This window comes from Micromonospora sp. C41, from assembly GCF_018070485.1.
GTDB lineage: Bacteria > Actinomycetota > Actinomycetes > Mycobacteriales > Micromonosporaceae > Micromonospora > Micromonospora chalcea.
Map to the genome: position 1 here is coordinate 25675 of NZ_JAGPXP010000018.1, position 21941 is coordinate 47615.

Consider the following 21941-nt stretch of genomic DNA (forward strand, 5'->3'; position numbering starts at 1 on the left):
GGCTATGGTGGCTCCCGAACGTACTACCGTCACCTAAACCTGAGCGTCACGTCTTTTTTCTTCCGCGGACGAGGTGCAGGGAGGACCACCCATGACCGCCCACACGATCAGCGCCCCGGCGACCACGCCGGCCGGCTCCGCGAAGCTCGACCCCCGCTCGCTCACCGACAGCGCCGCCGACCTGCTCGCCGCCATGGCCGCGCTGCCGGCCGGCCACCCCTCGCGGCCCGCGCTGCGCGACCGCGCCATCGAGGCGTGGCTGCCGCTGGCGAACCACCTGGCCCACCGCTACAGCGGCCGCGGCGAACCGAACGACGACCTGGCGCAGACCGCCGCGATCGGCCTGATCAAGGCGATCGACAAGTTCGACCCGTCGCGCGGCGTCGACTTCGCCGGCTACGCGATCCCCACCATCATCGGTGAGCTCAAGCGCCACTTCCGCGACCGCACCTGGGACATCCGCGTCCCCCGCCGGTTGCAGGAGCTGCGCCTGGCGATCTCCGACGCCAACAGCACGCTGCTCCAGACGCTCGGCCGCTCGCCGACGGTCGCCGACATCGCCGCCCACCTCAAGCTCACCGAGGAAGAGGTCCTCGAAGGCCTGGAGGGCGCCCGCGCCTACAACGCGGTGTCGCTGTCCACGCCGACCGGCGACGGCGAGCGGGCCACCGAGCTGGGCGACCTGCTCGGCGGCGAGGACGGCGAGTTCGAGCTGGCCGAGACGCGCGTCGCCCTCGGCCCGGCGCTGGCCACGCTCGACCAGCGCGAGCAGAAGATCCTCACGCTGCGCTTCTACGGCAACCTGACCCAGTCGCAGATCGCCGAGCAGATCGGCGTCTCGCAGATGCACGTGTCCCGGCTGCTGGCCCGGGCCCTGACCAAGCTGCGCGGTCAGCTCGACGGAACGTACTAGCAGGTGGCGGCGGCCGGGTCGGCGGACCCGGCGCAGCGGTCCACCCGGCCCGGTCGGCGGTGCGCCGGCCGGGCCGTTCCGTGTCCGCCCACCGGGGCCGGTGCGACAGCCCGCCGGGGGCGGGTGCGAGAGTGGGTCGGTGCTCGCCGACGTCGCCCTCGACCTGCCGGTCCGGCCGGTGCTGCCGGCACTCGTTGAAGCGCTGCGCGACCGGGGCGCCGCCGTGCTGGTGGCGCCGCCGGGCACCGGCAAGACCACCACCGCGCCACTCGCGGTCGCCGACGCCGTCGCCGGACGGGTGGTGATCGCCCAGCCCCGGCGGGTCGCCGCACGCGCCGCCGCGCACCGGATGGCCGCGCTGCTCGGCGACCGGGTCGGCGACCGGATCGGCTACGCGGTGCGCGGCGAGCGCCGGGCCGGGCCGCGTACCCGGATCGAGGTGGTCACCACCGGTCTGCTGGTGCGCCGTCTGCACCACGACCCGGAGCTGCCCGGCGTGGACGCGGTGCTGCTCGACGAATGCCACGAACGGCAGCTCGACGCCGACCTGGCGCTGGCGTTCAGCGTCGAGGCGCGCGGCACGCTGCGCCCGGACCTCTGGCTGCTGGCCATGTCGGCCACCCCGCAGGCGGACCGCTTCGCCGCGCTGCTCGGCGCGGGCGACCCCGCCCCCGTGGTACGCGCCGAGGCCGCCCTGCACCCGGTCGAGCGGGTGTGGGCGCCGCCGCCGCGCCCGGTGACGCCACCCGGCGGTGGCCGGGTCGATCCCGCGCTGCTGGACCACGTGGCCGCCACGGTCCGCCGGGCGCTGCGCGAACGCGACGGCGACGTGCTGGTCTTCCTGCCCGGCGCGGGTGAGATCGGCGCCGTCGCGCGCCGCCTGGCCGACCTACGCGACGTCACGGTGCTGCCGTTGCACGGACGGCTGCCCGGCCCGGCCCAGGACGCGGCGCTCACCCCCGCCGCCGGGCGGCGCGTGGTTCTCGCGACGGCGGTGGCGGAGAGCAGCCTGACCGTGCCGGGCGTCCGGGTCGTGGTGGACGCCGGCCTGAGCCGGGTGCCCCGCACCGACCTGGCCCGAGGGCTGGGTTCGCTGGTGACGGTGCCGGTGTCCCGGGCGGCGGCGACGCAGCGGGCGGGCCGGGCCGGGCGGGAGGCGCCGGGCGCGGTCTACCGCTGCTGGTCCGAGGCGGCACACGAGCGGCTCGCCCCGCAGCCCGAGCCGGAGATCGCCACCGCCGACCTGACCGGGTTCGCGCTGGAGCTGGCGGCCTGGGGCACCCCGGACGGCGCCGGCCTGGCGCTGCCCGATCCGCCGCCACCGGCCGCGCTGGCCGTGGCGCGGGAGACCCTGGGCACGCTCGGCGCGGTGGACGACGACGGCCGGATCACCGCGCGCGGCCGGGCGGTCGCGGCGGCAGGCACGCATCCCCGGCTGGCGCGGGCCCTGCTGGACGGCGCGCCCCGGGTCGGCGCGGACCGGGCCGCCGAGGTGGTGGCGATCCTCGGCGAGGACACGCTGGGCGGGACGGGGGACGACCTGCCCGCCCGCTGGCGGCGGCTGCGCGACGGCGTCGACCCGGCCGCCACCGCGCGCTGGCGCACCGAGGTACGCCGCCTGCGCGCCGCTCTGCCCGCCGACGACGCCGAACGGAAGCGCCTGCCCGACGATCTGGCCGCCGGGCTGATCGCCGGACTCGCGTACCCGGAACGGCTGGCCCGGACGCGGCGGCCGGGCGGGTCCGCGTACCTGATGGCCGGCGGGACCGCCGCGGAGCTGACGCCCGGGTCGGGGCTGGCCGGAGCGGCGTGGCTGGCCGTCGCGGTGGCCGACCGCTCCCCCGGCGCGCCGGCCGCGCGGGTCCGGCTGGCCGCGCCGATCGACGAGGCGACCGCCCGGGAGGCCGGGGCGGCGCTGCTGCGCTCCGGGCGGGAGGTGGCCTGGACCGGCGGCGACGTGGTGGCCCGGGAGGTGGACCGGCTCGGCGCGATCGAGCTGCGCGAGCGGCAACTGACCGCGCCGGAACCGGAGCTGGTCGCGGCGGCGCTGCTGGACGGGCTGCGGCAGGAGGGGCCGGGACTGCTGCGCTGGACGCCGGAGGCGACCGGGCTGCGCCGCCGGATGGCGTTCTGCCGCCAGGCGCTCGGCGGGGACTGGCCGGACGTCTCCGACGCGGCGCTACTCGACCGCGCCCCCGACTGGCTCGGGCCGGAGCTGGTCCGCGCCCGCCGCCGGGCCGACCTGAGCCGGGTGGACGTGGTGGCGGCGCTGCGCCGGCTGCTGGACTGGCGGCAGGCCGCCCGGCTGGACGAGCTGGCCCCGGAACGACTCGCGGTGCCCAGCGGGTCGCGGGTACGTGTCGACTACGCCGATCCGGCCGCGCCGGTGCTGGCGGTGAAGCTCCAGGAGACGTTCGGCTGGCGGGACGTGCCGCGCATCGCCGACGGGCGGGTGCCGGTGCTGCTGCACCTGCTCTCCCCCGCCGGGCGGCCGGTGGCGGTCACCGCCGACCTGGCGTCGTTCTGGCGCACCGGCTATCCGCAGGTGCGGGCGGAGCTGCGGGGCCGCTACCCGCGTCACCCGTGGCCGGAGGACCCGACCACCGCCGAGCCGACCCGCCGGGCCGCTCCGCGCCGCCGGTGAGGGCTACTCCTCGACGACGTCGGCGATCACGACGGTGATGTTGTCCGGGCCGCCGGCCCGCAGCGCCAGGTCGATCAGCCGGGCCGCGCAGGCGTCCCGCTCCATCTGCTCGTTGAGGACCTCGGTGAGCGTGTCCGCGCGGACGACGTTGGAGAGGCCGTCGCTGCACAGCAGCCAGCGGTCGCCCGCGCGGGGCACCATCGTCGCGTACGACGGGGAGACCTGGTCGCCCTGCAACGCCTGGGTGACCACGGCCCGCCGGGGGTGGCTGCTGGCCTGCTCGGCGGTGATCACGCCCTGGTCGACGAGCATCTGCACGAACGTGTCGTCGCGGGTGACCTGCTTGAGCACGCCCTCGCGGAACAGGTAGGCGCGGGAGTCGCCCACGTGCGCCAGCGCCAGGCAACTGCCGGTACGGGCGAACAGCAGCGCGGTGAGCGTGGTCCCCATGCCCTGACGTTCCGGGTCCTCCTCCACCGCCTGGCGGATCCGCGCGGTGGCCAGCTCGATCGCGCCCTGGAGCGCGGCGACGAGCGCGTCCTCCGGCGTCTCCACGTCCAGCGGGGCGATCGCGTCGATCGCGATACGGCTGGCCAGGTCGCCGGCCGCCATGCCGCCCATGCCGTCGGCCACCGCGACCAGCCAGGGGCCCGCGTGCTGGGCGTCCTGGTTGCCGCTGCGAATCAGCCCACGGTCGCTCGCTCCGACGGAACGAAGCTTCAGGGTCATGGGTCGCAGCCTGCCAGGTCGAGGGCTCGGTTGTCTGTAGGAGATCACCGACATCGTACGTGGCGCGCCGGACCCCTCCGCGAGCGGGCGCTCGGCCGAGCATCGGGCCGGATCGATTGACAGCGACGGAACGCGGTGGAAACATCGGCCTGATATTGGGAGCGCTCCCAGTTCCCGGTCTCCCCCACCACCCCCGAGCACGGAAGGAACCTCCGTGACCCGATCCCGACGTCGGCTCGCCGCGCTCGCGGCCACCACGCTGGCGCTCACCGGCCTCACCGCCGGCCCGGCCCTTGCCGAGGTGCCGCCGGACGCCCCCGAACAACTCCGCAACGGCGACTTCAGCGCCGGTGTCTCCCCCTGGTTCTCCTACGGCACCGGCGACCTCGCTGTCGTCGACGGCCGGCTCTGCACCACCGTCGCGGCCGGCACCGCCAACCCGTGGGACGCCGGCATCGGCCAGGACGCGGTGCCGCTGATGCAGGGCGCCGAGTACGAGCTGTCCTTCGACGTCTCCGCCACCCCGGGCGCGGCCGTCAAGGCGGTGCTCCAGCTCGGCAGCGCCCCCTACACCACGTACGCGAGCGTCGACGCCACCGCCACCGGCACCTCGAAGCGCGTCACCACCACGTTCACCTCCCCGGCCGAGAACCCCACCGCCCAGCTGATCTTCCAGGTCGGCGGCAGCGCCGAGGCGCAGACGTTCTGCCTGGACAACGTGTCGCTGCGCGGCGGGGAGCCGGCGCCGCCGTACGAGCCGGACACCGGGCCCCGGGTCCGGGTCAACCAGGTCGGCTACCTGCCCGGCGGGCCGAAGCACGCCACTGTGGTCACCGAGGCCACCGACGCGCTGCCCTGGCAGCTGAAGTCGGGCAGCGGCGCGGTGGTCGCCAGCGGCCGGACCACGCCGCGCGGCACCGACGCCGCCTCCGGGCAGAACGTGCAGACCGTCGACTTCTCCGCGTACCGCAAGCCGGGCACCGGCTACACGCTCACCGTGGACGGCGAGACCAGCCACCCGTTCGACATCTCCGGCACGCTCTACGACCGGCTGCGCGCCGACTCGCTGCAGTTCTTCTACGCCCAGCGCAGCGGCATCGAGATCGACGGCGATCTGATCGGCGAGGAGTACGCCCGCCCGGCCGGCCACCTCGGCGTCGCGCCGAACCAGGGCGACACCGACGTGCCGTGCCAGGCCGGCGTCTGCGACTACTCGCTGGACGTGCGCGGCGGCTGGTACGACGCGGGCGACCACGGCAAGTACGTGGTCAACGGCGGCATCGCCACCTACCAGCTCCTGAGCACCTTCGAGCGGACCAAGACCGCCGAGACCGCCGACGGCGGCGCCGCCCTGGGCGACTCCACGCTGCGGCTGCCCGAGCGCGGCAACGACGTGCCGGACGTGCTCGACGAGGCCCGCTGGGAGCTGGAGTTCCTGCTGCGCATGCAGGTGCCGGCCGGCAAGCCGCTGGCCGGGATGGTCCACCACAAGATCCACGACCGGAACTGGACCGGCCTGCCGCTGCAGCCCCAGGACGACCCGGAGCCGCGTGAGCTGCACGCGCCGTCCACCGCCGCCACGCTGAACCTGGCCGCCGTCGCCGCGCAGTGCCAGCGGCTGTACGCCCCGTACGACGCCGCCTTCGCCACGCGCTGCGGCACCGCCGCGAAGACCGCGTACGCCGCGGCCAAGGCGCACCCGGCGATCTACGCCTCGGCCAGCGACGGCACCGGCGGCGGCGCGTACGACGATTCCAACGTCAGCGACGAGTTCTACTGGGCCGCTGTCGAGCTGTGGCTGACCACCGGCGACAAGGCGTACCTGGCCGACGTCACCGGCTCGCCGCTGCACACCGCCGACGTGTTCGCCCCGAACGGCGCGTTCGGCTGGCAGAGCGTCGCCGCGCTGGGCCGCCTGGACCTGGCCACCGTGCCGAACACGCTGCCCGCCGCGGAGAAGACCCGGATCCGCGAGTCGATCACCGCCGCCGCCGACAGCTACCTGGCCACGATCGCCGGCCAGGCGTACGGGCTGCCGTTCCCGGGCAGCGCCGACGCGTACGTCTGGGGCAGCAACAGCAACCTGGTGAACAACGCGATCGTGCTGGCCACCGCGTTCGACCTGAGCCGGGACGCGAAGTACCGGGACGGCGCGGTGCAGGCCGCCGACTACCTGTTCGGCCGCAACGCGCTGAACATGTCGTACGTGACCGGGTGGGGCGAGCAGCACGCCCGCAACCAGCACAGTCGGATCTTCGGCCACCAGCTGAACCCGGACCTGCCGCGCCCGCCGGCCGGCTCGCTCGCCGGTGGCCCGAACGCCGCGCTGCAGGACCCGTTCGCGGCGAACCTGCTCGCCGGGTGCGCGCCGATGTTCTGCTACGTCGACGACATCAACTCGTACGCGACGAACGAGGTGGCGATCAACTGGAACTCGGCGCTGGCGTGGCTCGCGTCGTTCCTGGCCGACCAGGGTGACGCCGGCGCGGTGCCGGCGCCGTCCTGCGCGGTCACCTACACCACGCACGGGAGCTGGCCGTCCGGCTTCACCACCCAGGTGACGGTGCGCAACACCGGCACGACGGCGGTGAACGGGTGGAGCCTGCGGTGGGCGTTCCTCGGCGACCAGAAGGTGGACCACGCCTGGTCGGCGCAGCTCGGCCAGAGCGGCGCCACGGTCACCGCGAAGAACCTGTCCTGGAACGCGAAGCTGGCGCCGGGCGCGTCCACCACGTTCGGCTTCAACGGCACCGCGTCCCGGTTCCCGAACCCGGATCCGGGGCTGGTCACCCTGAACGGGAAGGCCTGCACGGTCTCCTGACCGAGCTGACCGGACGCCATCGCAGGACCGGGTACGGTCCTGCGATGGCGTACCTCTTCCTGCTCGGCGCGATCACCGCCGAGGTGATCGGCACCAGCCTGCTCAAGGCCACAGACGGTTTCACCCGGCTCTGGCCCACACTGGGCCTGGCGGTGGCGTACCTGTCCGCGTTCGGGCTGCTCTCGCTGGCGGTGAAGGACATCCCGGTCGGCGTCGCGTACGCCGTCTGGTCCGGCCTCGGCACCGCCGCCATCATGGCGATCGGCGCGGCGTTCCTGGGCGAGCCGCTGAGCGTGGCGAAGGTGATCGGAGCGGGGCTGGTGATCGCCGGGGTGGTGGTGCTCAACCTCGGCGGCGCGCACTGAGCGCCACCCGGCTCAGGCCGCCGCGCGCAGCAGCCGGAGCTGCCCGATCTCGGCCACGTTCTTCATCAGCTCGGCGTTCACCCAGGCGGCCAGGTCCGCGACGGTGAGCCTGGCGTCGGCGGGCCATGGGTACGCGGACGGCCGGTCCAGGCCGGCCTCGGTCAGCCCGTCCAGCGCTTCGGTCCACTCCGTCCGCAGCTCCCGCAGCCAGGTGACCGTCTCCGCGCCCGGTCCGGGCCAGCGGATGTCGTCGCGTTCCCGCGCCGGGCGCTGCCGCACGTGGTCGGTCGCGACCGACCACCACCAGCCGATGTGCCAGGTCAGCCACCCGATCGTGGGCGCCGGGACCGGGTCCGGCTCGGTGTCGGCCCAGTCGGGACGCCACCCACCGTCCGGGCCGGGGCGCATGGTCCAGCACAGCGCGGCCGGCTCCCAGAGGAAGTCCGCCGGCTCCAGCCGGCCGAGGTGGTACTCGGCGAGCGCCCAGGTCAGGTCGAACTGCCAGCGCAGCAGGCCGGTCACGGAGGCAGGCATCGCGCGATCGTGGCACGGCCCGCGCCCCCGGTCGACCGGTTAACGGCTCCCGGCCCGCCTCGCGACGACGCCCCTCGCGACGTGGCGGCCCGGCGTGTCGTGGCGAGAACAAGGAACATCCAAAAAGCGATATGACTGTGAGGCATAAATATTGCCTGAGAGTCATATCGCTCGAGGCCTCACCTTTCCGGAGGGCCACCGGCCGCCGTCGTGACACGCTCGGCCCGGGTCGAGGCCCAGCGCCGCCTCGCGGTGTGACGGGCGTCGCCCCTGGCGGGGCTCCGGGGGCGGGGGAACGGCCCTAGCGTCGATCACATGGCCCTCGCCGGACCCCGCTGATGGGGCGCGTCTCGCCGCTCCCGCCGCCCGGGCCGCTGCGCACGCTCGCGTACGCCACGCTGGTGAACACCGTCGGCGCGGGGCTGTGGCTGGCGGGTGGGGCGCTCTACCTGACCCGGGACGTGGGGCTCTCCGCCACCTCGGTGGGCGCCGGGCTCACCGTCGCCGGGCTGGTCGGGCTGACCGCGAGCGTGCCGCTTGGCGCGCTGGCCGACAGGTCGGATCCGCGTACGCTCCGGGCCGTCCTCCAGGTGGGCCAGGCGGTCGCCGCGCTCGCGTACCTGCTGGTCGGCTCGTTCCCGGCGTTCCTGGCGGTGGCGGTGCCGGAGGCGCTGCTCGCGACCGGCAACCTGGCGGTACGGGCGGCGCTCGTGGCGGCGGTGGGCGGCCCGGACGGCCGGGTGCACGCCTTCGCCACGCTGCGCGCGGTGGCGAACCTGGGCATCACCGTCGGTACCGCGCTGGCCGGGATCGCGCTCGCGGTGGACACGCACCGGGCCTACCAGGTGCTCGTGGTCGGCAACGCGGCCACCTACCTGCTCTCGGCGGCACTGCTGCTGCGCCTGCCGCCGCAGCCGGCCACCGACGGCGCGCGACGCACGCCGGGCGCGCCGCGGCGCGGCGGGCGTGGCGGGCCGCTGCGGGACGGACGATTCCTCGCGGTCAGCGGCGCGTCGGCGGTGCTGAGCACGCACGTGACGGTGCTCGTGCTCGTCGTACCGCTGTGGACCGTGGACCGGGCCGGCGCGCCGCCACCCGTGGTGTCGGCGGTGCTGCTGGCAAACACGGTGCTCACCGTGCTGCTCGCGGTCCGGCTGAGCCGGGGCGCGGAGCGGGCCGCGCCGGCCGCCCGGAAGCTGCGCCGGGCCGGGCTGGTACTCGCGGCGGCGACACCCCTGTACGCCGTGACCGGCGTCCTGCCGGTGCTGCCGGCGGTCGTCCTGCTGCTCGTCGCGACGGCGGTGTGGACGGTGGGCGACCTGTGGCACGGCGCGGCCGGCGCGGGCCTCGCCTACGACCTGGCCCCGCCCGGCGCGATCGGGGCCTACCAGGGCGCGGACGGCCTGCTCGCCGGGCTGGCCCAGGCGCTCGGCCGGGGCCTGCTCACGCTGCTGGTGCTCGGCAGCGGTCCGGTCGGCTGGCTGGTGCTCGGCGTGGTCTTCGCCGCCGCGGGGCTGGCCGCCCCGGCGCTGACCCGCCGGGCGGTGGCGCACCGGCCGGCGCCACGGGCGCGACCCGTCGGCGTGCCCGGCTGAGCGCGGTGTAGCAGCATGGCGGGATGACCGACCAGTCCTCCCTCACCATCCGCCCCGGCGGACCCGGCGACGCGCCCACGCTGTTGCGGCTGCTCGACAGCGCCACCGCCTGGCTGGCCGAACTCGGGCGTACCGACCAGTGGGGCACCGAGCCGGCGTCGATCGACCCGCGCCGGATCGCCCAGGCCGAAGCGTGGGCGGCCGGGGACGGCCTGTACCTGGCCGAGATCGACGCGACGGTGGCGGGCGCGCTGGTGGTGGGCGCGGCCACGAACTACGTGCCGCCGGCCACCGAACCCGAGCTGTACGTGAACCTGCTGGTCACCGACCGGGCGTACGCGGGGCGCGGGGTCGGTGCGGCGCTGCTGGCGTACGCGGCGGAGCTGGCCCGTGAACGCGGCGTCGGCCTGCTGCGGGTGGACTGCTTCCGCAGCCCCGACCGGGCGCTCGTGCGGTTCTACGAGAGCTGCGGGTTCACCGCCACCGAGCCGTTCACCGTGGAGCGGCCGGGCCGCCCGACGTGGACCGGGCAGGTGCTGGAGCGCCGGGTCGGCTGAGTCAGCCGATCTCCTCGTCCACGAAGCACCAGCGCCACGACTCCCCCGGCTGGACCGACCGCATCACCGGATGCCCGGCCGACTCGAAGTGCTTCGTGGCGTGCTGGTACGGCGACGAGTCGCAGCAGCCCACGTGCCCGCAGGTCAGGCAGGCGCGCAGGTGCACCCAGTCGGGGTTGCCGATCGCCACGCAGTCCGGGCACTCGGTGGTGGTGGCGGGCTCGGCCGTGCCCGCCTCGGCCAGGTGCCGGCAGCTCATTCGACGACCTCCTGTCGCAGCAGTGACTCCTCCAGATCCAGGTCACGGTAGGCGCGGGTGAGCACCTCCTCCGGGATCTGGCCGGAGTCGCGGGCGGCCCGGAACACCTCCCGCTCGGCGTCGATCATCTCCTGTCGCAGGCGCGCGTACGCCTGGGAGGGGGTTTCCCGTTCGGTGCCGCCGAGCCGTTCCCAGGCCAGGTTGGCCCGGGTGGTGGTCAGCCCACGCAGGCGCTCCACCACCGCTTCCGGCGCGCCCCCGGCCAGTTCGTCGAGGCGTTCCCGGGCCGCCCGGCTGGCCCGCTGCTGCACCCCGGCGGCGGACAGCGCGTCCTGCACCGGGTCGTCCGGCGGCAGCCGCAGCCGCCGGGCCAGCCACGGCAGCGTCGCGCCCTGCCCGACCAGCGTCGCCACGATCACCGCGAACGCCAGCCAGATCAGCAGCGCGCGCGGGTACGGCGTGTCGCCGGCGAGGGTGAGCGGCAGACCCAGCGCGGCGGCCAGCGTCACCACGCCCCGCATGCCGGCCCAGCCGATGACGACCGGGTACTGCACCGGCGGCGCCGGGTCACGGTGACGGATCCGGGGCACGAGCCGGGCCAGGTAGGTCGCCGGGAAGACCCAGACGAACCGGGCCAGGAAGACGGCGGCCAGCACCGCGGCGGTGATCGCGGCGAGCGAGCCGAGCGGCTCCTCCAGGTCGCGTACCACCTCCGGCAGCTGCAGGCCCACCAGCAGGAACACCAGTCCTTCGAGGAGGAACCGGATCAGCCGCCAGAACGCCGTCACCTGCAGGCGGGAGGCGGCCGACATGAGCGTGGGCAGCTTGTGCCCGATGCCGAGGCCGGTCACCACCACCGCGACCACCCCGGAGGCGTGGATCTCCTCGGCGGCGAACACCACGGCGAACGGCACGATCAGCGACAGCGCGTTGTCCAGCACCGGGTCGGTGGCGCGTTTGTGCAGGAAGCCGAAGACCACCACGCCGAGCAGGCCGACCAGGACGCCGCCGCCGGCCGCGACCACCACCTCCCGGGCCACGTCGCCGAACCCGACGCCGCCGGTGGTGGCGGTCGCCGCGACGATCGCGACCCGCAGCAGCACCAGCGCGGTGGCGTCGTTGACCAGGCTCTCGCCCTCCAGGATGGTGACGATCCGCCGGGGCAGGCCGACCCGGCGGGCCACCGCGGTGGCGGCGACCGCGTCCGGCGGCGCCACCACCGCGCCCAGCGCCAGGCAGATCGCGTACGGCAGGTGGGGCAGGAACCAGTGCACGACGGTGCCCACCACGAACGCGGTGAAGATGACCAGCCCGACGGCGAGCAGCAGGATCGGCCGCAGGTTGAGCCGGAACGCCGGCACCGACGTCTCCACCGCCGCCACGTACAGCAGCGGCGGCAGGATGCCCACCAGCACCAGGTCCGGGTCCAGCCGCACGTGCGGGAAGAACGGCAGGAAGGACAGCGCGAGACCGAGCACCACGAGCAGGATCGGCGCGAGCAGGCCGAGCTTGCGGGCCAGCGCCGCGCCGAACGTGGCGATGGCCAGGAAGACCACTACCTCGAACAGAGCATCCACGAGCGTCGAGCCTATGCGCCGCGGCGTCGATGTGTGATCAGGCGGCGGAGCGCAGCTTCGGCAGCACCTCCGCGCCGAACGTGTCGATGAACGCGCGCTGCTCCTGCCCGACGTGGTGCAGCGCGATCTGGTCGAAGCCCAGCGCCACGTACTCCTCCAGCCAGCCGATGTGCCGGCCCAGGTCGGCGGAGACGTTCACGGTCTCGGCGACCGTCGACATCGGCACGTCGGCGCTCGCCACGTCGAAGTGCTCGGGGGTCTCCAGGTCCCAGCAGACCGGCGGGGCGAACACGTTGCTGCGCCACTGGTCGTACGCGATCGCCTCGGCCTCGGCCTGCTCGGGCGCCCAGCTCACGTGCACCTGCAGGTGCAGCGGGCCGCGTCCGCCCGCGCCCCGGTAGGCGTCGATCATCCGGCGCAGGTGCTCGACCGGCGCGTTGACGGTGATCAGCCCGTCCGCCCACTCGGCGCACCAGCGTGCGGTGGCGACGCTGACCGCGGCGCCGACCAGCGCGGGCGGCTCCTCCGGCCGGGTCCACAGCTTCGCCCGGTCCACTGTGACGAGGCCGTCGTGGCTGACCTCCTCGCCGGCCAGCAGCGCCCGGATCACGTCGACGCACTCGCGCAGCCGCGCGGAGCGGACGTCCTTGCGCGGCCAGACCTCGCCGGTGATGTGCTCGTTCGCCGCCTCGCCGGTGCCCAGCGCGGCCCAGAACCGGCCCGGGTACATGGCGCCGAGCGTGCCGATGGCCTGCGCGATGATCGCCGGGTGGTAGCGCTGGCCCGGCGCGTTCACCACGCCGAAGGACAGGTTCGTGGCCTGGAGCGCGGACCCGAGCCAGGACCAGGCGAACCCGGACTGGCCCTGCCGCTCGCTCCACGGCGAGAAGTGGTCGGAGCACATGGCCGCGTCGAAGCCGGCGCGCTCGGCGTGGATCACCGCCTCCAGCAGCCGGGCCGGGTGGATCTGCTCGTGGGATGCGTGGAAGCCGAACGCCGTCATGGTGGGCACTCCTACCCGTGACGGCGTCCGGCCAATCGCGTCTACTCGGAGTGCGCGCCGGCGCCCGCGCCGGCCTGGCCCTCGCCGATCCACACGGTCTTGGTGTTGCAGAACTCGCGCATGCCGGCGGCGGACAGCTCGCGGCCGTACCCGGAGTTCTTCACGCCGCCGAACGGCAGCTCCGGATAGGACGTGGTCATCCCGTTGATGAACACGTTGCCGGCGTCCAGGTCGACGGCGAAGCGCTCCTGCTCGGCCGGGTCGTTGGTCCAGGCGTTGGAGCCGAGGCCGAAGCTGGTGCCGTTGGCCACTTCGATCGCCTCGTCGTACGAGCCGACCCGGTAGAGCCCGGCGACCGGCCCGAACACCTCCTCGGACCACATCCGCATCTCCGGGCGCAGGTCGGTGACCACAGTCGGCGGGTAGTACCAGCCGTCCCCGGCCGGCTTCTCACCGCCGCAGAGCACCGTCGCGCCCTGGTCCACCGCGTCGGTGACCTGGGCGTGCACCTCGTCGCGGCCACGCTCGCTGGCCAGCGGGCCGACGTCGGTGCCGTCGTCCATCGGGTCGCCGACGCGCAGCGCCGCCATCCGGGCGGCGAACTTCTCGGCGAACGCGTCGAACACGTCGGTGTGCACGATGAACCGCTTCGCTGCGATGCAGGACTGACCGTTGTTCTGGCAGCGGGCGGTGGTGGCCACCTCGGCGGCGGTGTCCAGGTCGGCCGAGGGCATCACCACGAACGGGTCGCTGCCGCCCAGCTCCAGCACCGTCTTCTTGATCTCCCGGCCGGCGATCTGGGCGATGGACCGGCCGGCCGGCTCGCTGCCGGTGAGCGTGGCGGCGCGGACGCGGGGGTCGCTGAGGATCCGGTCGACCGCGTCGGAGCCGACCAGCAGCGTGGTGAACGCGCCCTCGGGGAACCCGGCCCGCCGGAACAGGTCCTCCAGGTAGAGCGCGGTCTGCGGCACGTTCGAGGCGTGCTTGAGCAGGCCGGTGTTGCCCGCCATCAGGGCCGGGGCGGCGAAGCGCATGACCTGCCACAGCGGGAAGTTCCACGGCATCACCGCGAGCACCGGGCCGATCGGCTGGTAGCGCACGTACGCCCGCTTCGCCTTGACCGCGGCGGCGTCGGCGGGCTCGTCGGCGAGCATCGCCGGCGCGTTGTCGGCGTAGAAGCGGCAGGCGGTGGCGCACTTGGTGACCTCCGCCTTGGCGGCGGCGTACGTCTTGCCCATCTCGGTGGTCATCAGCCGGGCCGTCTCGTCGCGCTCGGCGTCGAGCCGGTCGGCGGCGGCGGTGAGCCACCGGGCCCGCTGCGCGATGGTGGTCTCACGCAACTGCCGGAAGGCCAGGTCGGCCCGCTCGATCGCGGCGTCGATCTGCTCGTCCGACATCGCGTCGTACGTCTTGAGCACCTGTCCGGTGGCGGGATTGGTGGTGGCGATGGGCATGTCGTCCTCCTGTCACTCGAACAGCGAGTGCCGCACGCCCGGCTCCTCCCGGCGGCGCGCGGCGCGGCGGCGCTGGATCACGACCAGGTCGACCACCGCCACCACGGCGAGCAGCGCGCAGACCACGCCCAGCCAGGCGATGCCGGCGGCGAACGCGAGCACCGCGAAGACGGTCATCACGACCAGACCGAACGTCGCCAGCACGAGCCGCAGGTTCAGGGCGCTGTTCGCGTGGCCGACCGTGCCGCGGGCGCGCCGGGGTTGTGATCGGGTCATTCCTGGGGCCTACCCCGGCACGGGCGGGGATAACCGGCCGGGGCGGGAACGCCGGTGATCCGGGACACCCGGCGGGCGGTCGCCGGATGCGCGCTGCGGGCGGGTGCGTTACTTCGGGGTGCCGGTTTCCGGCGGAGATCCCGCGGGCCGGTGGAGAGGATGGCATGACCACGACGCAGGCCGTACCCGTGACCGTCGCCGTGTCCCGGCGCGCCGACCCCGCGCGTACCGACGAGGTGGTGGCGTGGATGCGGGCCGGTACGGCGCTCGCGGAGAGCTTCCCGGGCTTCCTCGGCGCCGGTTTCGTCCGCAGCGCCCCCGGTTCCGGCGAGTGGCACGTGATGTACCGCTTCGCCGACGCGGACACGCTGCGCGGGTGGGAGGACTCGCCGCAGCGGCGCTGGTGGCTCAGCTCGGCGCAGGGCATCGTCGAGCACACCCGGGTCGAGCGGCGCACCGGCATCGAGGGCTGGTTCGACCCGCCGGTGGACCACGTGGTCGAGACGTTCGGCGAGCCGGAGCCGGCCGCGCCGCCGCGCTGGAAGCAGGCGGTCACGATCTGGCTGGCGTTCTTCCCGCTGAGCCTGGCCGCCACGCTGCTGACCGCCCGGTTCCTCGCCGACGTGCCGCTGGCCGGGCGGACGCTGCTGATGACGCTCGTGCTCACCCCGCTGATGACCTACCTGGTGCTGCCCCGGATCACCCGCCTGCTGCACCGGTGGCTGCACGGCCGGCCTGCGCCGACACGACAGATGTGAACGACAGTGGTCTATGCCTGATAGCCGACAGAACCACTTCCGGGACCCCGCCGGGGCATAGGGTCGACGCGCCCGTTGCCGCCGCCCGACGGGGGAACCCATGCCTCGACGCTGGATCGCCGCGCTGGCCTGCCTGGCGGCGCTCGTCGCGCTCGCCTGTGACGGCTCCGGCGAGGCGTCGCCCCGGCCCTCCGGCACGCCCCGCCCCGGCGAGCCCCGGGTGCTGGTCGCGCTCGGCGACTCGGTCACCACCGGCTACGGCTCCTGCCTGGTGCTGGTGAGCTGCGAACGCAACTCCTGGTCGACCGGGGACGGCCTGCGGGTGGAGAGCATCTACCGGCGGCTGCGCGCCGACGCGCCGGGCCTGCGGGCGTACAACCGGGCCGTGCCCGGGGCCCGCGCGTCCGCGCTGACCGGCCAGGCCCGGTCCGCGGTACGCGACAAGGCCGACCTGGTCACCGTGCTGATCGGCGCGAACGACGCCTGCCGGGGCGACGTCGACGACATGACGCCCGTCGCCACGTTCCGCGACCAGGTCGACGCGGCGCTGGGCGTGTTGCGCGAGGGCCGGCCGAAGGCCCGGGTGCTGATGGTCAGCATCCCGGACCTGCACCGGCTCTGGCAGATCGGGCACACCGAGCCCCGCGCCGTGCGGGCCTGGTCGCGTGGCGTCTGCCCGGCGCTGCTCGCAGACGCCACGTCGACCGCGCCCGCCGCGGTGGCCCGCCGGGCCCGCGTCCGGGACCGGATCGAGGCGTACGACGGTCAGCTCCGTGCCGCCTGCCGGGCGTACGGGTCACGCTGCCGCTGGGACGGCGGCGCGGTGCACCGTCACCGCTTCACGCTGGACCAGGTGAACGCGCTGGACTGGTTCCACCCGAACGCGGCCGGGCAGGGCCGGCTGGCCGAGGTGGCCTGGAACGCGTCCGGCTGGGCGGGCTGACCGGCGCGGGCCGCCCGGACGGACGGGCCCGGGGCCGAGGAGGGTCAGGGCTGACGCGGGCCGGGAAGCGGCCGGGGACCACCGGCCCGGTAGAGGGCGCGCGTACGGTCGGCCAGTTCCTTCGTGGCCGACGAGTTGGCCCAGGTGCCGAGCACGATCGCGGCGCCCGGCACGACCTTGGCGAACATCCGCTTGGCGGCGCGTACCCCGGCCATCCGGGCCAGCCGGACACCGAGCTGGAGCATCACCCGGCCCAGCGCCCGATCGGCGGCGGAGCCGAACAACGCGCCGGCCCGCTCCCGGCCGGCGGCCACCCCGAGCGCCAGGCGGGCGGTCTGGGCGGCCTTGTGCACCCGCTGGAGCACCAGTAGATCGGTGGCCCGGTCGACGTGCGTCGGGACGGCGCCGGACGCGGCCGCCACGTGCAGCACCAGCCGGGCCTGGGTCCAGGCCAGCACGCCCACGTCGATCACCGCGCCGGGCAGCCCGGCGGCGCCGGAGACCGCGCCGGAGAGCCGGGCGTGGTTGACGAACTTGCGGACCGCCTGGTCCGCCAGCTGTTCGGGCGGCGCGTCCGGCCGCAGGGCACGTTCCCGGGCCGCCCACTGCGCGGCCTCCGGCCCGAGCCGGCGAACCGCCTCCAGGGCCAGGTGCTCCGGGGCGTACTGCGGGTCCTCCCGCATCCGGTCCCAGAGCTTGGCCGGTGGCGCCTCGGGCGCGTCCACCGGCGGGGCGGGGGCGGCGGGGACGGCGTCGGGCTCCCCGACGGGGGCGGGGTCGGTCACGAAGGGCTCCGGGGGCTCGTGCGGCGGGGGTGACGCGGGTCAGCGCCGGCGCGACTGCAGCCGGGTCGCGATCTGCCGCAGCCGGGCCTGGTTCTCCGGCTTGGACATCTCACGCCGGCCGCGGTCGACCAACTGCTGGCCCCGCGGCGACCGCAGGAAGGCGGTGATCCGTTGCATCAGCGACATGGTGTCCTCCGTCCCGCGGTCCCCTTCATGTGTACCTGGGACCGGCAAGCCCCGTGATACCCGAATCGACCCTTCGGCAACCACTCGTCCGGCTCAGCCCAGGATCTCGGCCACCACCTCGCCGGCCCGCCACTCGTGCTGGGCGTACGCGTCCGGGAACGCGGAGATCTGCACCGCCTGGGCGGCCACCGACAGCGGCAGGTCCTGCCAGCCGGGGATCTCCTCCAACGCGGACAGGAAGGCCTTCGTCGCGTACTCCGGGTCCATGAGCTGCTCGACGGTGCCCCAGCCGCTGCTCGGCCGCTGCTGGAACAGCCCGACCGAGTCGTGGTCCCAGCCGATGGCCTGGTGCGGGTAGTTCTGCGACTCGGGCAGCACGCCGCTGGCGTAGTTGAGCAGCGTGCTCTCCTGCATCGCGGTCGCCACCGCGATGACCAGGGCCCGGCGCGGCACGCCCATCTCCTTGCCGGCCTGCACGATCTTCTTGGCGTTGTTCATCTGGGTCCGGTCCAGGCCGGCGACCGGGACGATCTGCCGGACCGTCTTCGTGGGCTTCGGCTTGGGCTTGGCGGTCGCCTTCGGGCTCGCCGTCGCGGACGGGGCGGCGGTGGTCGGCGCGGTGGTCGGGCGGGCGCTCGCGCGGGAGGCGACGTCGGCCTCCGCGCGCTCGGCGACCTCCGCCGAGGGCGCCGGGGCGGCGGCGCGCTCCGGCGCGCCGAAGCCGGCCTGGCTGACGCCGACCAGGCCGAGGCAGCAGGCCGCGCCGGTGGCGACCGCGAGCCTGGTCCGGCCGGGCCGGGGGTTCATGGGGGCCCAGAAGCGGGTACGCCGGAAGAGTCCCTGGAGCCTCGCCGAACGGTTGGTGGAGGGGGTATCGTCCGAACGGTCAGCCGGGCGGCCGGGGCCGAACGGGTCGTCGAGGGTGCCGTCGCTACGCATCCGACGAGGCTAGGCAGGGCAAACCGGGATCACCCAGGCCTGTCGAGTGGCCCTCGCCACACTTCGGCCGACCCGGGCCGGACACTCGCGGCCTGCCGCGCCCAGCCGACGACAGACCTCGGGAACCCGGCGAATCACCCGCCGGCCACGCGCCGAAACTCTCCCGGCACGAACCTCGTAGATGTCCCGCTCCCGCCCGATGATCGACTAACTCGTCCGTTCGGACGATCCGGATGTCGGCCGCCGGACCGGGGCGTAGCCGAATCGTGATCACCATCCGGGCATCAGAGGTGTCCGTAACGGAATGGACCACACCCCCCGGTACGTTTGCCGAACCGGGGAGACCGCACGTTCGGCGCTCCCCCGTACGCGTCGACAGGGAGGACCCCACCGGTGCTCGATCCACACGAGCTCTACGAACTCACCGACGAGCTGCCCGAGCTCGGCCAGCCGGTGCTGATCCAGGCGCTCACCGGCTTCGTCGACGCCGGCAACGCCACCCGGCTCGCCCGGGAACAGCTGCTCACCTCGCTCGACGCCCGGACGATCGCCCGCTTCGACGTCGACCAGATCTTCGACTACCGTTCGCGCCGCCCGGTGATGACGTTCGTCGAGGACCACTGGGCCGACTACGACGCCCCGGCGCTGGAGCTGCACCTCCTGCGCGACGACGACGAGACCCCGTTCCTGCTGCTCACCGGCCCCGAGCCGGACCTGCAGTGGGAGCGTTTCGTGGCCGCCGTCGCCGGCCTCTGCGCCCGCCTCGACGTCCGGCTCACCGTCGGGCTCAACTCGATCCCGATGGCGGTGCCGCACACCCGGCCCAGCGGCGTCACCGCGCACGCCACGCGCAAGGACCTGATCGCCGGCCACGAGCCGTGGCTGCAGAAGGTGCAGGTGCCGGCCAGCGTCGGTCACCTGCTGGAGTACCGCCTCGGCGAGCAGGGCCGCGACGCCCTCGGGTTCGCCGCACACGTGCCGCACTACGTGGCCCAGGCCGAGTACCCGGCCGCCGCCGAGGCGCTGCTGTCCGCCGTGTCCCGCAGCACCGGCCTGCTGCTGCCGGTCGAGGACCTGCGCACCGCCGCCGAGGCGGTCCGGGTGGAGATCGACCGCCAGGTCACCCAGACCGAGGAGGCGGCCACGCTGGTGCAGGCGCTGGAGGAGCAGTACGACGCGTTCGCCCGCGGCCGGGGCGAGAAGAGCCTGCTCGCCGGCGAGACCGGTCCGCTGCCCACCGCCGACGAGCTCGGCGCCGAGCTGGAGCGCTTCCTGGCCGAGCAGACCCGCCCCGGCGACACCCCGGAGCGCTGAGGCGGCGGGACGGGCGGCGATGCGGCAGGCTGGGGCCATGCGCCTGGCGACCTGGAACGTCAACTCGGTGAAGGCCCGCCTGCCCCGGCTGCTCGACTGGCTGGCCACCACGAAACCCGACGTCGTGTGCCTGCAGGAGACCAAGTGCCCGGACGGGGCGTTCCCGGTCGCCGAGGTGGGCGAGCTGGGCTACGAGGTGGCCAGCCACAGCGACGGCCGGTGGAACGGCGTCGCCGTCCTGTCCCGGGTCGGGCTCGCCGACGTGGCGGTCGGCTTCCCGGGCGAGCCCGGCTTCCCCGAACCCGAGGCCCGCGCCATCTCGGCCACCTGCGACGGGCTGCGGGTCTGGTCGGTGTACGTGCCGAACGGCCGCACGCCGGACGACCCGCACTACGCGTACAAGCTGGCCTGGTTCGCGGCGCTGCGCGACGCCCTGGAACCGGAGGTCGCCGGGCCCCTGCCGGTGGCCGTCTGCGGCGACTTCAACGTCGCGCCCACCGACGCCGACGTCTGGGACCCCGCGCTGTTCGCCACCTCCACCCACGTCACCCCGGCCGAACGGGCCGCCCTGGCCGCGCTGCGTGACCTCGGGCTGGAGGACGTGGTGCCGACGCCGATGAAGGGGCCGCACCCGTTCACGTACTGGGACTACCGGGCCGGGATGTTCCACCAGAACAAGGGCATGCGGATCGACCTGGTGTACGCGAGCGCGCCGTTCGCCCGCGCGGTCCGCTCCGCGTACGTGGATCGGGAGGCCCGCAAGGGCAAGGGTCCCTCGGACCACGCCCCGGTGGTGGTCGACGCCGACCTGACGCCGGCCGTCGAGACGTTCTGAGTCCGAGGCTCGTTAGGGTGGACGTATGGCAGTCGTGAAGATCAACGCGATCGACGTCCCGCCCGGCGCCGGCGAGGAGCTGGAGAAGCGGTTCGCGGCCCGGGCCGGCGCGGTGGAGAACTCCCCCGGCTTCCTCGGCTTCGAGCTGCTGCGCCCGGTCGCCGGGGAGAGCCGCTACTTCGTGTACACCCGCTGGGAGAGCGAGGAGGCGTACCAGGCGTGGGCGCAGGGCCCGTCCCGGGCCGCGCACGCCGAGGGCGGCGAGCCGCGCAAGCCGGTCGCCACCGGCGCGAACCTGCTGGAGTTCGAGGTCGTCCAGCAGGTCCCCGCCAAGCCCTGACCCCTCCCCATCCCCATCCCCATCCCCCTTCTCCGTCGATCATGAAGTTAGCGGCGCTCGACGTCCGTTTTGTCACCGCCAACCTCATGATCGACCGGGGCGGTGGCCCGTCAGGATGCCAGGGACGCGAAGACGATCACGTTGTCCTGGTACCCGGTGCGGCCGCCGACCCACTCGCCGCCGCAGGTGATCAGGCGCAGCTCGGCCGGACCTGAGTCGCCGTAGACCCGCGCGGCGGGCAGGTTCGACTTGTCGAAGTACTCGACGCTGTCCACCTTGAACGTCACCACGCTGCGGTCCGCGCGGGTCACCTGGATCCGGGCGCCCGGTTTGAGCGAGCGCAGCCGGTAGAACACGGCCGGGCCGCTCTTGGTGTCGACGTGGCCCACGATGATCGCCCGACCCGGGTCGCCGGGCACCGCTCCCCTGTCGTACCAGCCGGTCTGGTCGTGCTCGGTCAGCGGCGGCACGTCCACCGAGCCGTCCTTCGCCTGCCCCACCGGGGTGACCGGCGCGTTGACCTTGATGGCCGGCACCGCCAGGCGTACCGGCCGGCTCGCCGGCTTCCGGGCCGGAGCGGCAGCGCTCGCCGGGGCCGCCGCCGCGCCCGAACCGCCCGATCCGCTCGACTCGGTCGACGCGTCGGCGAAGTCGAACGGCCCGGCTGTGCGCCCCAGCCCGGCCCCGGTGGCGAACACACCGACCAGCACCAGAACCACTGCCAGCGGCTTCGACCAGGAGCCCCGGCCCCGGCCCCGCCCGCCCGGCGATGCCGGTGGCGGCTCGACAGGCGGCGGCCCGGCGGGGCGTGGGCGCAGGGCCGGCGGATCGGCCGACGGCGGATACCACGGTCGCGACGCGGCGGGCGGCGGCATCCACGGCCGCGCCCCGGAGACCGGCACGGCAGACGACCCGGTCCCGGCGGACGGACCTGTTTCGGCGGCAGACCCACTCCCCGAGCGCGGGCCGGTCCGGGGCGCGGCGGCCGGATCAGCCCTGGAGAACCGGGCGGCGTCGGCGGGCGGCCCGGCCCGGGACGGCCGGGCCGAGCCCGTGGGCGGCGCGGCGGGCGGGGGCAGAGCCACGAACGGCCAGCCGGAGCGCCGGGAACCGG

The 21941-nt window shown here is 74.7% G+C and carries 22 protein-coding genes; 11 read left to right on the forward strand and 11 right to left on the reverse strand.

Going from position 1 to position 21941, the window contains the following annotated elements; all coding sequences use genetic code 11:
- Positions 1-91 precede the first annotated feature (91 nt).
- Positions 92-913, forward strand: a complete 822-nt coding sequence (locus tag KBX43_RS19745; protein ID WP_043325049.1) for a SigB/SigF/SigG family RNA polymerase sigma factor — start codon at positions 92-94, stop codon at positions 911-913.
- 139 nt (positions 914-1052) lie between these two features.
- Positions 1053-3557: an ATP-dependent helicase HrpB gene (gene hrpB, locus KBX43_RS19750; protein WP_210886386.1), complete on the forward strand. Its 2505-nt coding sequence runs from the start codon at positions 1053-1055 to the stop codon at positions 3555-3557.
- Positions 3558-3560: 3 nt separating this feature from the next.
- Here the strand turns inward: hrpB and KBX43_RS19755 are convergent, their stop codons facing one another.
- Entirely contained in the window at positions 3561-4286 is a 726-nt protein-coding gene (locus tag KBX43_RS19755; RefSeq protein ID WP_043325052.1) for a PP2C family serine/threonine-protein phosphatase, read from the reverse strand.
- 214 nt (positions 4287-4500) lie between these two features.
- Between KBX43_RS19755 and KBX43_RS19760 the strand changes: the two genes are divergently transcribed.
- Both KBX43_RS19760 and KBX43_RS19765 read left to right on the forward strand, forming a co-directional pair.
- On the forward strand, positions 4501-7107 hold the full coding sequence (locus KBX43_RS19760) for a glycoside hydrolase family 9 protein (protein ID WP_210886389.1): 2607 nt from the start codon (positions 4501-4503) through the stop codon (positions 7105-7107).
- Between the two features lie 44 nt (positions 7108-7151).
- A complete protein-coding gene (locus tag KBX43_RS19765) occupies positions 7152-7472 on the forward strand; it encodes a multidrug efflux SMR transporter (RefSeq protein ID WP_043325054.1) in 321 nt (106 codons plus the stop codon).
- A gap of 12 nt (positions 7473-7484) precedes the next feature.
- Here the strand turns inward: KBX43_RS19765 and KBX43_RS19770 are convergent, their stop codons facing one another.
- The gene (locus tag KBX43_RS19770) at positions 7485-8006 is read right to left on the reverse strand and encodes a DinB family protein (protein WP_210886392.1); all 522 of its coding nucleotides are present in this window, start codon (positions 8004-8006) and stop codon (positions 7485-7487) included.
- Between the two features lie 338 nt (positions 8007-8344).
- On the opposite strand from KBX43_RS19770, the gene KBX43_RS19775 reads away from it, so the two are divergent.
- Both KBX43_RS19775 and KBX43_RS19780 read left to right on the forward strand, forming a co-directional pair.
- Positions 8345-9601: an MFS transporter gene (locus tag KBX43_RS19775; protein WP_210886395.1), complete on the forward strand. Its 1257-nt coding sequence runs from the start codon at positions 8345-8347 to the stop codon at positions 9599-9601.
- Positions 9602-9624: 23 nt separating this feature from the next.
- Positions 9625-10158: a GNAT family N-acetyltransferase gene (locus KBX43_RS19780; protein ID WP_210886398.1), complete on the forward strand. Its 534-nt coding sequence runs from the start codon at positions 9625-9627 to the stop codon at positions 10156-10158.
- Between the two features lies 1 nt (position 10159).
- Here the strand turns inward: KBX43_RS19780 and KBX43_RS19785 are convergent, their stop codons facing one another.
- The 5 genes from KBX43_RS19785 to KBX43_RS19805 are packed head-to-tail and all read right to left on the reverse strand — an operon-like array spanning position 10160 to position 14727.
- Positions 10160-10417 (reverse strand): UBP-type zinc finger domain-containing protein, encoded by a 258-nt coding sequence (locus tag KBX43_RS19785; protein ID WP_043325056.1) that lies wholly within the window; start codon positions 10415-10417, stop codon positions 10160-10162.
- A complete protein-coding gene (locus KBX43_RS19790; protein ID WP_210886401.1) occupies positions 10414-11994 on the reverse strand; it encodes a Na+/H+ antiporter in 1581 nt (526 codons plus the stop codon). The genes KBX43_RS19785 and KBX43_RS19790 overlap by 4 nt, the downstream gene beginning before the upstream one ends.
- 37 nt (positions 11995-12031) lie before the next feature.
- A complete protein-coding gene (locus tag KBX43_RS19795) occupies positions 12032-13006 on the reverse strand; it encodes a TIGR03885 family FMN-dependent LLM class oxidoreductase (RefSeq protein WP_255423753.1) in 975 nt (324 codons plus the stop codon).
- Positions 13007-13038: 32 nt separating this feature from the next.
- Positions 13039-14451: an NADP-dependent succinic semialdehyde dehydrogenase gene (locus KBX43_RS19800; RefSeq protein WP_210886404.1), complete on the reverse strand. Its 1413-nt coding sequence runs from the start codon at positions 14449-14451 to the stop codon at positions 13039-13041.
- A 12-nt stretch (positions 14452-14463) separates the two neighbouring features.
- A complete protein-coding gene (locus tag KBX43_RS19805) occupies positions 14464-14727 on the reverse strand; it encodes a DUF6343 family protein (protein ID WP_043325060.1) in 264 nt (87 codons plus the stop codon).
- A gap of 164 nt (positions 14728-14891) precedes the next feature.
- Between KBX43_RS19805 and KBX43_RS19810 the strand changes: the two genes are divergently transcribed.
- Complete coding sequence (locus tag KBX43_RS19810) at positions 14892-15485, forward strand: antibiotic biosynthesis monooxygenase (protein WP_043325061.1); 594 nt, start codon at positions 14892-14894, stop codon at positions 15483-15485.
- A gap of 100 nt (positions 15486-15585) precedes the next feature.
- A complete protein-coding gene (locus KBX43_RS19815) occupies positions 15586-16428 on the forward strand; it encodes a GDSL-type esterase/lipase family protein (protein ID WP_210886408.1) in 843 nt (280 codons plus the stop codon).
- Positions 16429-16472: 44 nt separating this feature from the next.
- Here KBX43_RS19815 and KBX43_RS19820 read toward each other — a convergent pair whose 3' ends face one another.
- The 3 genes from KBX43_RS19820 to KBX43_RS19830 form a co-directional block, all read right to left on the reverse strand.
- Complete coding sequence (locus KBX43_RS19820) at positions 16473-17213, reverse strand: EcsC family protein (protein ID WP_210886410.1); 741 nt, start codon at positions 17211-17213, stop codon at positions 16473-16475.
- Positions 17214-17252: 39 nt separating this feature from the next.
- On the reverse strand, positions 17253-17399 hold the full coding sequence (locus KBX43_RS19825) for a hypothetical protein (RefSeq protein ID WP_166456378.1): 147 nt from the start codon (positions 17397-17399) through the stop codon (positions 17253-17255).
- 93 nt (positions 17400-17492) lie between these two features.
- Positions 17493-18338, reverse strand: a complete 846-nt coding sequence (locus tag KBX43_RS19830; protein ID WP_210886414.1) for a peptidase M23 — start codon at positions 18336-18338, stop codon at positions 17493-17495.
- 393 nt (positions 18339-18731) lie between these two features.
- On the opposite strand from KBX43_RS19830, the gene KBX43_RS19835 reads away from it, so the two are divergent.
- From KBX43_RS19835 to KBX43_RS19845, 3 genes are read left to right on the forward strand one after another with little or no spacing between them, the layout of a single operon-like run.
- On the forward strand, positions 18732-19652 hold the full coding sequence (locus KBX43_RS19835; protein WP_043325065.1) for a proteasome assembly chaperone family protein: 921 nt from the start codon (positions 18732-18734) through the stop codon (positions 19650-19652).
- Between the two features lie 37 nt (positions 19653-19689).
- Complete coding sequence (locus KBX43_RS19840) at positions 19690-20487, forward strand: exodeoxyribonuclease III (RefSeq protein ID WP_043325066.1); 798 nt, start codon at positions 19690-19692, stop codon at positions 20485-20487.
- A gap of 25 nt (positions 20488-20512) precedes the next feature.
- The gene (locus KBX43_RS19845) at positions 20513-20827 is read left to right on the forward strand and encodes an antibiotic biosynthesis monooxygenase (RefSeq protein WP_043325067.1); all 315 of its coding nucleotides are present in this window, start codon (positions 20513-20515) and stop codon (positions 20825-20827) included.
- A 110-nt stretch (positions 20828-20937) separates the two neighbouring features.
- Here KBX43_RS19845 and KBX43_RS19850 read toward each other — a convergent pair whose 3' ends face one another.
- Entirely contained in the window at positions 20938-21645 is a 708-nt protein-coding gene (locus KBX43_RS19850; protein ID WP_247677566.1) for a class F sortase, read from the reverse strand.
- Positions 21646-21941: the final 296 nt, after the last annotated feature.